We start from the raw sequence: 15,504 nt of genomic DNA, 5'->3' as shown, positions 1-15,504 counted from the left end.
TCAGGCACTCGCTTGATGGAACACTGACGGCGCGGCAGGGCAGCCCAACCCCAGGGCCTGGGCATACCGACGAATTGCTAGTTCTGTCCCCTCTGCATCCAGGCCGTACTGGTTGAGTAACGTTTCAGTCGCGCCGTGCTCGATGAATTGATCGGGCATGCCCAACTGCAATGTCGGCAGACACGCCCCTTGGCTGCTGAGGAATTCCAGGCAAGCGGAACCCGCGCCACCCATGACACACCCTTCCTCGAGGGTGACGAGCCAATCGTGCTCCCGTGCCAACGCCTGTAACAGTTGAGTATCCAGCGGCTTGATAAAACGCATGTTGGCCACCGTGGCATCTATCAATGCTGCCGTCTGCAGCGCGACTGAGACCATCGAACCAAACGCCAGAATCGCAATGCGTTGCCCCCTGGGTTGCGTACTCCGACGGCTGACGACGCCCTTGCCCAACGGCAGTGTCGTCAGCTCGCTGCCCGGCGCTATGCCGCTTCCTGTGCCGCGCGGGTAGCGCACCGCACAGGGCCCTTCCTGTTGCAGCGCGGTCTGCAGCATTTGCCGGCATTCCTGCTCGTCCGCTGGCGCCATCAACGTGAGACCCGGGATGCAGCGTAGGTAGGCCATGTCGAACTGACCCATATGCGTTGCCCCATCGGCACCGACAAATCCGGCACGGTCGATGGCAAATACCACCGGCAAACCCTGCAGGGCGATGTCGTGGATGAGTTGGTCATAACCCCGTTGCAGGAACGTCGAGTAGATGGCTACCACGGGTCTCATCCCATCGGCGGCGAGGCCGGCCGCGAAGGTGAGGGCGTGTTGTTCGGCAATGCCCACATCGAAATAACGCTCAGGAAACCGCCGCTCGAACTCGACGAGACCAGAGCCTTCGCGCATGGCGGGGGTGATGGCAATGACACGTGAGTCTCGCTCGGCGGCGTCTACCAGCCACTGGCTGAAGACTTGGGTGTAAGTGAGGCTGGCAGAGGGCGATTTGCGAATGCCCTCGGCGGGATTGAACTTGCCAGGGCCGTGGTACAGCACTGGATCGGCAGCGGCGGGCGAATAGCCATGACCTTTTTCGGTGACCACATGCAGCAACTGCGGGCCTCGACAGGTTTTGAGGGTTCGCAGCGCTCGCAGCAATTCTGGCAGGTCGTGCCCGTCGATAGGGCCGGTGTAGGGCAGCCCCATCGCATTGAAAAGGTTGGCCTCAGGGTTGCCATGCCGGTTGGCGATCAAGGCGCCCAAGTGCTCGCGCAACATACCCACGGAGGGAGAGATCGACATGTCGTTGTCGTTGACGATCACTAGAAACTGAAGGTCTGGATACAAGGCTGCATTGTTCAGTGCTTCGAAGGCCATGCCGCCACTCAGGGCGCCATCGCCGATGACGGCGATGCAGTGGTGCGATTCACCCGTGTTGCGAGCGGCGATCGCCATGCCCAGCGCCGCCGAGATCGACGTGCTGGAGTGCGCAGTGCCAAAACAGTCATACACCGATTCACAACGCCGAGGAAAACCCGAGATACCGCCGAACTGTCGAATCCCAGGCATGTCATCACGACGACCGGTGAGGATCTTGTGGGCATACGCCTGGTGACCGACATCCCACACAATACGGTCGTCAGGCGTTTGGAAAACGTAATGCAGTGCGATGGTCAGCTCGACGGTGCCCAGGTTGGCGGAAAGATGACCGCCCGTGGCGCCAACGCTGTGCAGGATGAACGATCGCAGTTCGTCGGCGAGCGGCGCCAACGCTGCGTGATGTAGGGTGCGCAGGCGTATGGGTGTATTGATGCTGTCTAGTAGTTCGAACATGGCAGCACTCCAATAGGTGGATACCATTGGACGATACTGCGGACCAAGGGGTGGCTGTGGTGGGGAAGTTACTAATAGTTAAGGCGTGTATTTCAAGTATGCAATAAGTTTCTTAGTCTTTTTTGAAATAATTAATGTGCGTTGTTGTACGAACGATGAGTACGTGATTTAACGGGGCGAAAAGATAGATTCAAACGATAGATAATATATAGCAAGTTCGTATTTATTATCGCTCGGTACTGCGACTAGTCTCGGCGTTACATTATGTGCACGACCATTCGCCTAACAGATCGTCAGCAAGGATGACACCATCATGTCTCAACGCCTGCTCGTTCTCGGTTCAACCGGGTCGATCGGCGACAGTATTTTAGATGTAGTCGCGCGTAATCCCGAGGAGTTCACTGTCCATGGCCTCACAGCCCATCGGCGGATGGACAAGCTGTACCAGCAATGCCTGAAATTCCGGCCGGTGCTGGCTGTGGTCAGCGAGCCGCATCACGCCATCGAGTTGCAAGCCCATCTCTTGGCGGCTGGCCTGCGTACCGAAGTCTATTGCGGGGTCGACGCACTGTGCGCTATTGCGGGCGCGTCGGACCACGACACGGTTATTGCCGCTATCGTAGGGGCTGCGGGGCTGCTCCCCACAATGAGTGCCGTGCGTGCCGGGAAAAAAATCCTGTTGGCCAATAAGGAAGCCCTGGTCATGTCCGGCGCGCTTTTTATGCAGCTCGCCAATCTTTCCGGGGCTACCGTGGTACCTGTGGACAGTGAGCACAACGCGATTTTCCAGTGCTTGCAAGACCCTCGGGGCGTGGAGCGTTTGCTGCTCACCGCATCCGGCGGCCCTTTCTGGACCTGGCCCGAACAGGCTCTGGCTGCGGTGACCCCGGCGCAAGCCTGTGCGCATCCCAATTGGACGATGGGCCGCAAAATTTCGGTGGATTCGGCGACCATGATGAACAAGGGCCTGGAAGTCATCGAGGCTCGCTGGCTATTTGACATTGAGGTCAAGCGCATTGATGTATTGATCCACCCTCAGAGCATCGTCCACTCGATGGTGGTTTACCAAGACCAATCCGTGCTTGCCCAATTGGGCAATCCAGATATGCGCATCCCGATCGCACATGCCTTGGCCTACCCCCGTCGGATACCGTCGGGTGCGCTACCCCTTGACCTGGCAGCCATTGCGACCCTGACGTTTGAGCGGCCGGATATGCAACGCTTCCCGTGCCTGGCTCTGGCCCTGGAAGCGCTTAAGTCCGGCGCCGAGGCGTGTGTAATGTTGAATGGCGCGAATGAGGTGGCCGTGGAGGCATTTCTTGCCCACCGGATACGGTTTACCGACATTTGGCGGGTCATCGAACACGTACTGCAAGGCACACCTGCCTGCTCTATCAACAGTATTGATGATGTACTGTGCGTCGACCAACAGGCCCGTCGAGTGGGTGCGCAAGTGATCGGGCAATATGCACGTTAGTTAGCCAAACTCGCTGATATCTAAGTAGAAATGGCCGAAAGGGTTGAGGTGGGCATTGCGTACTTTTCATGTTTATAAAGGGAGATTACCCATGAAAAAAATCATTGGCGGTGAGCAGCTATTGGACCCTGAAATTGGGGGCGGCAAGTATTAAGTTCAAGTGCTGCGCGTCAGTTGCTTGATTGCGATCTGCAAACCGCCATGAATTGCGTAAGTCAGTTGCGTGATGATCGTATCGCAAACCCGGCAACTTATCTTGCTCTGTGCGGACAAGCTCAAGGACTATGTCGCCGGTATCATTCATTGGCACAGCTCAGTCAACCATTACTATCGTAACCTGCAACGCCACCCATTGCCCAAGCCCGGTTGGATGGTGAAGGTCAGCCCGTTACCGGGCAGGCATCCCCACCTTGATGTTTGAGGAATTCATTCAGCGCCTGGCGTGTCAGGTCATTGAGTGTCACCTTTTTACGGGTCGCTGCCAGGGCTGCCGCCAGATGCAGGTCATGGCCGACCCGAACATTGAAGGAGCCCTTGCAGGGTTTTTCCGGTGTTTGCCCCAGGGTCTGGCAGGTGGCGAGGTAGTCGTCCACCGCCTCACGAAATGCGCCGTCCAGCTCGGCGACGGTTTTTCCTTCGTAGCTCACCAGCGCCTTGATGAACAGAATCTTGCCGAACAGGCAGTTGTCTTCGAGGCTGGCTTCGATAGAGCCGATGTAGCCTTTGTGTTGCAGTTGATTGTTCACTGAATCAGTTCTCCTGATTTCAATTGCTCGATGATCTGGCGCCGAATGTAGTGTTTCAGTTCGTTGCCCGGGTGAGGCTTGTGCAAGGTAATCATTGCACTGGGGTCACCGATGTCGAATCTGACGCGGCTTCCAGCCCCTTCAATCTGTGTGTAGCCCAGCCGGCGCAGCAGTGTCACGCGTTCGGGCCAGGTAAATGCCGTGTGCTCGTTGAGCAGTTTGGCGAGCAGCTTTTCATTTTTGGACACGGCGTTCCCTGCGTGTAACTAAATTTAGTTGCAACAAGTGGTGTTCGTCAATGCTAGCTCGTCTTTCGCTGGGCTTGCTGAGATTGATGTAACCCTTGATGACACCTCGCGCCGTACCTCCCATGCCCTCGCTAATTTTTCCCTCTGCGGTTCGTTTTATAGGGACGACGTGCCTTTGTGCTTCCTGCCTATTGCTCCGGACTCCAAGAAATGAATGCTGAAGACTCCTTGAAACTTGCTCGCCGGTTTATCGGGTTGCCCCTGGAAAAGCGCCAATTGTTCCTGCAGGCCTTGCAGAAAGAAGGGGTGGATTTTTCCCGGTTTCCGATTCCGGCAGGGGTGGAAGCGGAGGATCGCCAGGCGCTGTCCTACGCGCAGCAGCGCATGTGGTTTCTGTGGCAATTGGACCCGGCCAGTGGGGCCTATAACTTGCCCGGCGCCGTACGGCTCAAGGGCGAGCTGAACTTCGGCGCGTTGGAGCAGGCGTTTGCCAGCCTGGTTGCACGCCACGAAACCCTGCGCACGGTGTTCCAGCGCCAGGCAGATGAGCGCCTGTTGCAGGTGGCGACAGACACGTCGTTGACTATCGAGCAACTCGACCTGAGCCATCTGGCCCCCGCCGAGCGTGAACAGGCCGTCAACCAAGCCGCGACTCGTCAATCGCTGCTGCCGTTCGACCTGGAAAACGACCCATTGCTGCGCGTGCAACTGCTCAAGCTCGACGCCCGGGAGCACGTGCTGCTACTGACCCTGCACCATATCGTCTCCGACGGCTGGTCGATGAATGTGCTGATCGACGAATTCATCCGTTGCTACGACGCCCATGAGCGCAACCAGGCCCCGCAATTGCCGGCACTGCCGATCCAGTACAGCGACTACGCGCTGTGGCAGCGCCGCTGGCTGGAAGCCGGGGAGCAGGCACGTCAGCTGGAATACTGGCAGGCGCGCCTGGGTGATGAGCACCCGGTGCTGGAGCTGCCCACCGACCGCCCGCGCCCGGCCATGCCGAGCTACCAAGGCACGCGACACACCTTCGCGATCGACCCGCAGTTGGCCGCGCAACTGCGTACCTGCGCGCAAAAGCACAACGTTACCTTGTTCATGCTGTTGCTCGGCGCCTTCAATGTGCTGCTGCATCGCTACACCGGGCAGGGCGATATCCGCGTCGGCGTGCCGATCGCCAACCGCAACCGCACCGAAGTTGAAGGGCTGATCGGTTTTTTCGTCAACACCCAGGTGTTGCGCACCGAGCTGACCGGGCAAACCCGTATCACTGAGCTGCTGCAAGGCATCAAGGAGCACGCGCTGGGTGCCCAGGCTCATCAGGAATTGCCCTTCGAACGCCTGGTGGAAGCCCTCAAGATCGAGCGCAGCCTCAGCCATACACCGCTGTTCCAAGTCATGTACAACCACCAGCCGGTGGTGGCCGACATTGCCAGCGTCAGCACTGCCTCCGGCCTGGAGCTGGCGCTGGTGGAATGGCAAGGTCGCACGACCCAGTTCGACCTGACCCTCGACACCTACGAAAAATCCGGCACCCTGCACGCTGCGCTGACCTACGCCAATGACCTGTTCGACGCGCCGACCGTCGCGCGCATGGCCCTGCACTGGACGCGCCTGTTGCAGGCCATGGTGGGCGAAGGCGAGCAGCGCATTGGCGAGTTACCGATGCTGGCTGCGGATGAGCAGCATGTGCTGGTCCACGCCTGGAACCAGACCGCCGAGGCGTACCCGACCGCACGCGGCATTCACCACCTGATTGAAGACCAGGTGCAGGCCACCCCGGATGCGCCGGCGCTGGTGTTCGGTGCGACCACGCTGACCTACGCCCAACTGGACGCGCGCGCCAACCAACTGGCCCATGCCTTGCGCGAACAGGGCGTTGGCCCGGATGTGTTGGTGGGGATCTGCGTCGAGCGTTCCATCGAGATGGTGGTCGGCCTGTTGGCCATTCTCAAGGCAGGCGGCGCCTACGTGCCGTTGGACCCCGAGTACCCCCAGGAACGCCTGGCCTACATGATCGAAGACAGCGGCGTCGGGTTGCTGCTCAGCCAGCAGCGCCTGCTGCCATCGCTGCCCGCCGCTAGTGCCCGAGTGATTGCCCTGGACCAGCCTGCACTGTGGCTCGACGGCTACAGCAGCGAATCGCCCGCCGTGGCGATGCATGCACTGAATCTCGCCTACGTGATCTACACCTCCGGCTCCACCGGTAAGCCCAAGGGCGCCGGCAACAGCCATCGCGCGTTGGTCAACCGCCTGTGCTGGATGCAACAGGCCTACGGCCTGGACGCCAGCGATGCGGTGCTGCAGAAAACCCCGTTCAGCTTTGACGTTTCGGTGTGGGAGTTCTTTTGGCCGCTGATGACCGGTGCACGCCTGGTGGTGGCGGCACCGGGTGAACACCGCGAACCCGCGCGCCTGATCGACACCATCGGGCGGCACGGCATCACCACCTTGCACTTCGTGCCGTCGATGCTCCAGGCGTTTATCCATGAGCCGGGTGTGCAGGCCTGCGGCAGTCTGCAGCGTATCGTCTGCAGCGGCGAAGCCTTGCCGCTGGATGCGCAGTTGCAGGTGTTCGCCAAATTGCCACAGGCCGGACTGTTCAACCTCTACGGCCCCACCGAAGCGGCCATCGATGTGACCCACTGGACCTGCGTCGACGAAGGTGCCGACAGCGTGCCCATCGGCCGGCCCATCGCCAACCTCGGCACCTACGTGCTCGACGCTCAGCTCAACCCGGTGCCCGCGGGCGTCAGTGGCGAGCTGTACCTGGGCGGCACCGGCCTGGCCCGCAGTTACCATCGGCGCCCGGCACTCACCGCCGAGCGTTTTGTGCCAAGCCCCTTCGGCGACGGCGCGCGCCTGTATCGCACGGGCGACCGCGTGCGCCAGCGTGCCGACGGCGTGATCGAATACCTGGGGCGCCTCGATCACCAGGTCAAGCTGCGCGGCCTGCGTATCGAACTGGGCGAGATCGAGACGCGCCTGATGCAACACCCCTCGGTGCGCGAAGCCGTGGTGCTGGTGCAAGGCGGCAAGCAACTGGTGGCCTACCTGGTGCTGGAAGACCAGGCGCCGGCCGACCTCAAAGCCTGGCTGCTGAGCAGCTTGCCGGAATACATGGTGCCGACCCATATGGTGCCCCTGGCCAAGCTGCCGGTGACCGCCAACGGCAAGCTCGACCGCAAGGCCCTGCCATTGCCGGATGCCGCGCCACCGCAGGCCTATGCCGCACCGGAAAACGATGTGCAGAAAGCCGTGGCGGCGATCTGGAGCGACGTGCTGGGTGTGGAGCAAGTCGGCCTTGACGACAACTTTTTCGAGCTGGGTGGTGATTCGATCATCTCCATCCAGGTGGTCAGCCGTGCGCGCCAGGCGGGCATTCGCCTCAGCCCACGGGACCTGTTCCAGTACCAGAGCGTGCGCAGCCTGGCGTTGGTGGCGCGCTTCGAACAGGCAACGGTCATCGACCAGGGGCCGGTCACCGGCGAGGTGAGCCTCACGCCCGTGCAACACAGCTTTTTCGAGCAGGCGATCCCGGCGCGTCAGCACTGGAACCAGTCGCTGCTGCTGACCCCGCGTGAAACCCTCGACCCCGTGCGCCTTGAAGCCGCCCTGACCGGGTTGATCAACCACCATGACGCCCTGCGCCTGCGCTTTATGCAACAGGCTGGCGCTTGGCAGCAGGTTCATGGCGAGCCGGTTGCCAGCGCTTCGTTGTGGCAGTCCCAGGTCGCCGACGAGGCTGAGTTGGCGGCACTCTGCGACGAGGCCCAACGCAGTCTCGATCTTGAACAGGGCCCGCTGCTGCGTGCGGTCCTGGCCGGCATGGCCGATGGCACCCAACGCCTGCTGCTGGTGGTGCATCACCTGGCAGTCGACGGCGTATCGTGGCGCATCCTGCTCGAAGACCTGCAACTGGCTTACCGCAACGCCGCGTTGCCGGCCAAGACCAGCGCCTACCAAGCGTGGGCGCAGCAGTTGCAGGCCCACGCACAAACGCTGGGTGAGCAACTGCCGTACTGGCAGGCCCAGACGGCGAGCGCCGATCTGCCCTGCGACAACCCCCAAGGCGGCCTGCAGAACCGCCTGGGCAGCAAGCTCGAAATCCGCCTGAGCGCCGAACACACCCGTCAATTGCTGCAAGACGCCCCGGCGGCCTACCGCACCCAGGTCAACGACCTGCTGCTGACCGCGCTGGCACGGGTTATCAGCCGCTGGAGCGAGCAGCCGGCCGCGCTGATCCAGCTGGAAGGCCATGGCCGCGAAGACCTGTTCGACACGGTCGACCTGAGCCGCACCGTCGGCTGGTTCACCAGCCTGTTCCCGGTGCGCCTGCACGCCGAGGGCGAACTGTCGGCGGCGATCAAGTCGGTGAAGGAGCAACTGCGCGCCGTGCCGAACAAAGGCATTGGCTACGGCCTGTTGCGTTACCTCGGCACGCCTGACGCCCGTGAAGCGTTGTCGACCCTGGCCGCGCCGCGCATCACGTTCAACTACCTGGGCCAGTTCGACCGTCAGTTCAACGACTCGGCATTGTTTGTACCGGCCAGCCAAGGCAGCGGCCAGGCCCAGGATCCGGAAGCACCGCTGGCCAACTGGCTGACGGTGGAAGGGCAGGTGTATGGCGGCGAACTTGCGCTGCAATGGGGCTTCAGCCGTGAGATGTTCGAGGTGGCGACTGTGCAGCGCCTGGCGGATGATTTCCAGCAGGAACTGCTGGCGCTGATCGCACATTGCGTTGAGCCGACACAGGGCGGCCTGACACCGGCCGACGTGACCTTGGCACAACTGACCCAATCCCAGCTGGACGACCTGGCACTGCCCGCGCGGGAGGTACAAGACCTGTATCCGCTGTCGCCGATGCAACAGGGCATGCTGTTCCACAGCCTCTACCAGCAGGATGAGGATGACATCTACGTCGGCCAACTGCGCGCCGATGTGCAGGGTTTGGACGTGGCGGTTTTCCAGCGCGCCTGGGAGCAGGTGCTGGCACGGCATGACATGTTGCGCACCGGGTTTGTCTGGCAGGACGACCAGGGCCAGGCCCTGCAAGTAGTGCATCGCCAGGTCAGCTTGCCGTTCTCTGAATACGACTGGCGCGAGCGTCAGGACCTTGCCGCTGCCCTCGACAGCCTCGCCGCCGAGCACCATCGTGAGGGCTTCGAGCTGGCGCGTCCGCCGTTGCTGCGGGTGGCGCTGGTACGTATCGGGGAAGACCGCTGGCACTTGATCTATACCAGCCATCACATCCTGATGGATGGCTGGAGCAACGCCCTGGTCCTCAATGAAGTACTGCAGGCTTGCAAAGGCCAGGCGCTGCCGCCGGTGGGCGCGGCGTTTTCCCAGCACATTGCTTGGCTGCAACGGCAGGACCCTGCGGTGGGCGAAGCGTTCTGGCGCCAGTGCCTGGGGCAATTGGATGAACCCACGCACCTGGCGCGCAGTGTCGCCAAGCGTACAGGGCACAGTGCTGCTGAATACGGTGAACTCCTTTACGAGCTGGATGCGGTTCAGACGCAGCGCCTGAGCGATTTCGCACGTGCCCATCAAGTGACGCTCAACACCCTGGTGCAATCGGCGTGGCTGTTGCTGCTGCAGCGCTACACTGGCCAGTCCAGCGTCGCCTGTGGGGTGACGGTGTCCGGGCGCCCGGCAGAGCTGGCGAATGTCGAGCAGCAAGTCGGCCTGTTCATCAACACTTTGCCGCTGATTGCCACCCCCAGCCCGGCGCAAAGCGTCAGCGACTGGGTGCAAAACGTACAGGCACTGAACCTGGAAATGCGCGAACACGAACACACGCCGCTGTTTGATATCCAGCGCTGGGCCGGTTCGGCCGGTGAGGCGTTATTTGACACGCTGGTGGTGTTCGAAAACTTCCCGGTGGCCAAGAGCCTGGAGCAGTCGGGCGAGGGCGGCCTGCGTTTCAGTGGGGTCAGCCATCAGGAACGCACCAACTACCCGTTGACCCTTACCGTACACGGCGGCGAACAACTGAGCCTGCACCTGGAATACCGGCAAGCGGATTTCGCCACTGACACCGTGCAGCACATCTGCGCCTACCTGCAGGGCTTGCTGCAGCAATTTATCAATGTGCCTGGGCAAGCCGTGGGCGCCGTCCCGTTACTACTGGACCATGAATACACCCGCATGCTGCAAGACTGGGACCCCAAGGGTGTCACTCGATCCGCCCAGGCCAGCGTATTGCAGCGCTTCGAACAACAAGCGGCGTTGCACCCAGAAAACATCGCACTGATCCTGGATCAGCAGCGCATGACCTACGCCGAGCTCAATGTGCGCGCCAATCGCCTGGCCCATCGCCTGATCGAGTTGGGCGTCAGCGCCGACACCCTTGTGGGCGTTGCGGTGGACCGCTCCCTGGAGATGATCGTCGGCTTGCTGGCCGTGCTCAAGGCCGGCGGCGCTTACGTGCCACTGGACCCGAAATACCCCGCCGAACGCCTTCAATGCATGATCGAGGACAGCGGCCTGCAAGTGCTGCTGACCCAGCAGCCGTTGGTGGAGCATCTGCCGATCAGCGCAAGCCTGCTGCTTGTCTGCCTGGAAACCGGCGCCGGCTGGCTGGCCGATTACAGCGCCGAAAACCCCGTGTCGAGGGCGCAGCCGGGCAACCTGGCCTACGTCATGTTCACCTCCGGCTCGACCGGCAGGCCAAAAGGCGTGGGCATCGACCTCGCGTCACTGGCGCGGCATGTGGAAGTGTTCACCGAACTGTTCGCGCTGCAAGCCCATGATCGAGTGCTGCAATTCGGCACGTTCAACTTCGACGGTTTTGTCGAGCAGCTCTATCCGGCGCTGTGCTGCGGTGCGGCGGTGGTGGTACGCGGCGGCGAACTGTGGGACAGCGACACCTTCTACCAGCAACTGCTTGAGCACGACATCTCCGTGGTCGACCTGACCACTGCCTATTGGCTGTCGCTGGTGCGTGATTTTGCAGACCTGGGCCCGCGTGGCTACGGGCGCTTGCGCCAACTGCACATCGGCGGTGAAGCCATGCCACCGGAAGGCCTCAGTGCCTGGCGCACGGCGGGTTTGCAGCCTGTGCGCCTGCTCAACACCTATGGGCCCACCGAGGCTACGGTGACTGCCACCGCCCTGGACTGCGCCGCCTATGTCGATGGCCGTGAAGCCTTGCCGTCGATGATGCCGATTGGCCGAGTGCTGGACGGTCGTGCCATCTACCTGCTGGATGCCAACCTCAACCCGGTGCCGGTAGGCGTCGCGGGCGAATTGGTGATCGGCGGGCCGTTACTGGCGCGAGGGTACTTCAATCGTCCGGACCTGACGGCCCATCGCTTCATTCCCGACCCCTTCTGCCGCGACGGCGTTGGCCGCCTGTACCGCACCGGTGACCTGGCACGTTACCGCGCCGATGGGATGATCGAGTACGTGGGGCGGATCGACCACCAGGTCAAGGTGCGTGGTTTCCGCATCGAATTGAGCGAAATCGAAGCGCGCCTGTTGGCCCAGGCGAATGTGCGCGAGGCGCTGGTGATCGCCGTGGACAACCAGTTGGTCGGCTACGTCGTGGCCAGCCAGGCGCTGTCTGACACCCAGCAGACCGAGTTGCGCGCGGCGCTCAAGGCCGCATTGCGCGTAGAGCTGCCGGACTACATGGTGCCAGCGCATGTGCTCCTGCTGGAGTGCCTGCCCCTGAGCCCCAACGGCAAGCTTGACCGTGCCGCGCTGCCCAAGCCGGATCTCAGCCAACCCCTGGTCGATTGGATTGCACCGGTCACCGAGACGCAACAACGCGTCGCGGCGATCTGGGCCCAAGTGTTGGGCGCCGAGCGGGTCGGGCTCAACGATCACTTCTTCGAAATGGGCGGGCATTCGTTGCTTGCCACACAGGTGGTGTCCCGGGTGCGTCATGGGCTGGGTATTGAAGTGTCGCTCAGGACGCTGTTTGAACAACCCATACTTGGAGATTTTGTCAGCAGTCTGGCTGACGTCAGCACTTCGGCGCCGGCGATAGTGGCGGCGAATCGCGATCAGCCGCTGTTGCTGTCCTATGCCCAGGAACGCCAGTGGTTCCTTTGGCAGTTGGACCCGCACAGTTCGGCCTATCACGTGCCCAGTGCGCTGCGCTTGAAAGGCCCACTGGACCGTTCTGCCCTGCAACGTGCCTTCGATACCCTGGTGGCGCGCCACGACAGCCTGCGCACGCACTTGCAGCAAGAGGCGGATCGCACGGTACAAGTGGTCAGCCCACAGGCGCGGATCGAACTGGCGTCGGAATTCACCGACGAAGTGCAGCTCAAGTCCAGGGTCGAAGCGCTGGTGGCCCAACCGTTCGATTTGCGCCAGGGGCCACTGATGCGTGTGAATCTCCTGCGACTGGCGGAAGACGAGCATGTGCTGGTCCTGGTGCAACATCACATCATCTCCGACGGTTGGTCCATGCAAGTGATGGTCGACGAATTGGTACAGCTCTACGCCGCCTATAGCCAGGGCCAGCCTCTGCGATTGCCGGCCATGCCGATCCAGTACGCCGACTATGCCCAGTGGCAGCGCGCGTGGATGGAGGCGGGGGAGAAGGCCCGTCAACTTGACTACTGGCGTGAACTGCTTGGCGGCGAGCAACCGGTACTGGAGTTGCCTTTCGATCAACAGCGCCCGGCGGTGCCGACCCATCGCGGTGCGCGGTTGAATATTGCGCTGCCGACCCCACTGATCGATAGCCTCAAGGTGCTGGCCCAGCGCGAAGGGGTGACCCTGTTCATGCTGTTGTTGGCCTCCTACCAGGCGTTGTTGCATCGCTACAGCGGCCAGCAGGATATCCGCGTGGGCGTCCCGATTGCCAACCGTAACCGGGTCGAGACCGAGCGGCTGATCGGCTTCTTTGTGAACACCCAGGTGCTCAAGGCCGAGATCGACGGGCATACCACCGTCCGCCAGTTACTAGCCCAGGTCAAACAGCGCGCGCTCGAAGCCCAAGCCCATCAAGACCTGCCATTCGAGCAATTGGTCGAAGCCCTGCAACCTGAACGCAGCCTGAGCTTGAGCCCGTTGTTCCAGGTGGCGTTCAACCACCATATCAGCCACTCCGGCCAGCATTTACAGCGCCTGGCACAGCTGGACATGAGCCCGGTGAGCTGGGATGAAACGGCCGCGCATTTCGACCTGACGCTGGATATCGAGGAGTCCCAGAGCCAACTCCGCGCCTCCCTGAGCTACGCCACCGATCTGTTCGCCCCGGCGACCATCGAGCGCATGGCCGGCCACTGGCAAAACCTGTTGCAGGCAATGGTTGCCGACCAACAGCAACCCATCAGCCAACTCAACCTGCTGGGCCAGGATGAGCAACAACACATCCTGCAGCTGTGGAACCAGACCGACGCCGGCTTCTCGGCTACCCGACTTGTTCACGAACTGGTCGGCGACCGTGCCCGCGAAACCCCCGATGCCGTGGCAGTGAAATTCGACGCGCAAACCCTGACCTACGGCGAACTGGACCGCCAGGCCAACCGCCTGGCCCATGCGCTGATCGCCCGTGGCGTCGGCCCGGAAGTACGCGTGGCCATCGCCATGCCGCGCAGTGCCGAAATCATGGTGGCGTTCCTCGCGGTGATGAAGGCCGGTGGCGTGTATGTGCCGCTGGATATCGAATACCCGCGTGATCGCTTGCTGTACATGATGCAGGACAGCCGCGCGCAGTTGCTGCTGACCCACACCAGTGCGTTGCAGCAACTGCCGATTCCCGACGGCCTTGATAGCCTGGCGATTGATCGTACCGAGGAATGGGCCGATCACAGTGACACGGTTCCGCAAATCGAATTGGACGGCGATAACCTCGCCTACGTGATCTACACCTCTGGTTCGACGGGCATGCCCAAGGGTGTCGCCGTTGCTCACGGACCACTGGTAGCCCATATCATCGCCACCGGCGAGCGTTATGAAACCTCGCCCGCCGACTGCGAACTGCACTTCATGTCCTTCGCCTTCGACGGCTCGCACGAAGGCTGGATGCACCCGTTGATCAACGGCGCGAGCGTGTTGATCCGCGACGACAGCCTGTGGCTGCCGGAATACACCTACCAGCAAATGCATCGCCACAACGTGACCATGGCGGTGTTCCCGCCGGTGTACCTGCAACAGCTGGCCGAGCATGCCGAGCGTGACGGCAACCCGCCGAAGGTGCGTGTGTACTGCTTTGGCGGCGATGCCGTCGCCCAAGCCAGCTATGACCTGGCCTGGCGCGCACTCAAGCCGACCTACCTGTTCAACGGCTACGGCCCGACCGAAACTGTGGTCACGCCACTGCTGTGGAAAGCGCGCAAGGGCGACCCGTGCGGCGCCGTCTATGCACCGATTGGCACACTGTTGGGCAATCGCAGCGGCTACGTGCTGGACTCGCAACTCAACTTGCAGCCGATTGGCGTAGCCGGTGAGTTGTACCTGGGCGGCGAGGGCGTGGCGCGGGGTTATCTGGAGCGTCCGGTACTCACTGCCGAGCGCTTCGTGCCGGACCCGTTCGGCAAACCGGGCAGCCGCGTGTATCGCAGCGGCGACCTGACCCGTGGTCGTCCGGATGGCGTGGTGGACTACCTCGGTCGTGTAGACCATCAGGTGAAAATCCGTGGTTTCCGTATCGAGCTGGGCGAAATCGAAGCGCGTCTGCGTGAGCAGGAAAACGTCGGCGAAACCGTGGTGGTCGCCCAGGAAGGACCGACCGGTAAACAGTTGGTGGCTTATGTGGTGCCCGCAGATGGCAACCTGGCCAACGAAACCGAGTTGCGCGAAACCCTGCGCCGCGCCCTGAAAACCCGCCTGCCGGATTACATGGTGCCGACGCACTTCATGTTCCTGGCGCAGATGCCGCTGACCCCCAACGGCAAACTCGACCGCAAGGGCTTGCCCGAGCCGGACGCCAGCCTGTTGCAACAGGCCTATGTGGCCCCCGAAACCGAGCTGGAACAGCAAGTCGCCGCTATCTGGGCTGACGTGCTGCGCCTGCCGCAAGTGGGCCTCAACGACAACTTCTTTGAAGTGGGCGGCCATTCCCTGCTGGCGATCCAGATCACCTCGCGGGTCCAGGCTGAACTGGGGCTGGAAGTGCCGCTGGTGGAAGTGTTCCAGACCGAAACGCTGCGCGCCTATGTCCAGGCCGCCGCTACTTTCCGCGCCGGCAGCGCGGAAGACTTTGATGATCTTCGTGACTTTTTGAGCGAACTAGAGGCGATTTGAA

The 15,504-nt window shown here is 61.9% G+C and carries 5 protein-coding genes; 2 read left to right on the top strand and 3 right to left on the bottom strand.

What is annotated here, in order from left to right; all coding sequences use genetic code 11:
* Positions 1 to 1,821 carry a 1-deoxy-D-xylulose-5-phosphate synthase gene (dxs, locus tag AC0IYN_RS28600; RefSeq protein WP_406597196.1) on the bottom strand — a complete coding sequence of 607 codons (1,821 nt, stop codon included), beginning with the start codon at positions 1,819 to 1,821 and terminating at the stop codon, positions 1 to 3.
* Positions 1,822 to 2,134: 313 nt separating this feature from the next.
* On the opposite strand from dxs, the gene ispC reads away from it, so the two are divergent.
* Positions 2,135 to 3,298, top strand: a complete 1,164-nt coding sequence (gene ispC, locus AC0IYN_RS28595; RefSeq protein WP_457267024.1) for a 1-deoxy-D-xylulose-5-phosphate reductoisomerase — start codon at positions 2,135 to 2,137, stop codon at positions 3,296 to 3,298.
* A gap of 380 nt (positions 3,299 to 3,678) precedes the next feature.
* Here the strand turns inward: ispC and AC0IYN_RS28590 are convergent, their stop codons facing one another.
* Positions 3,679 to 4,044, bottom strand: a complete 366-nt coding sequence (locus AC0IYN_RS28590) for a type II toxin-antitoxin system HicB family antitoxin (RefSeq protein ID WP_406597198.1) — start codon at positions 4,042 to 4,044, stop codon at positions 3,679 to 3,681.
* Positions 4,041 to 4,292, bottom strand: coding sequence for a type II toxin-antitoxin system HicA family toxin (locus tag AC0IYN_RS28585; protein WP_457239291.1), 252 nt, complete (start codon positions 4,290 to 4,292; stop codon positions 4,041 to 4,043). The genes AC0IYN_RS28590 and AC0IYN_RS28585 overlap by 4 nt, the downstream gene beginning before the upstream one ends.
* 210 nt (positions 4,293 to 4,502) lie before the next feature.
* Here AC0IYN_RS28585 and AC0IYN_RS28580 point away from each other — a divergent pair, with 210 nt between their 5' ends.
* Entirely contained in the window at positions 4,503 to 15,503 is an 11,001-nt protein-coding gene (locus tag AC0IYN_RS28580) for an amino acid adenylation domain-containing protein (protein WP_471844422.1), read from the top strand.
* Position 15,504 lies beyond the last annotated feature (1 nt).

Source organism: Pseudomonas sp. AC112 (genome assembly GCF_979253545.1).
The sequence above is the reverse complement of the archived record's forward strand: the minus strand, read 5'-3'. Positions and strand labels throughout refer to the sequence as shown.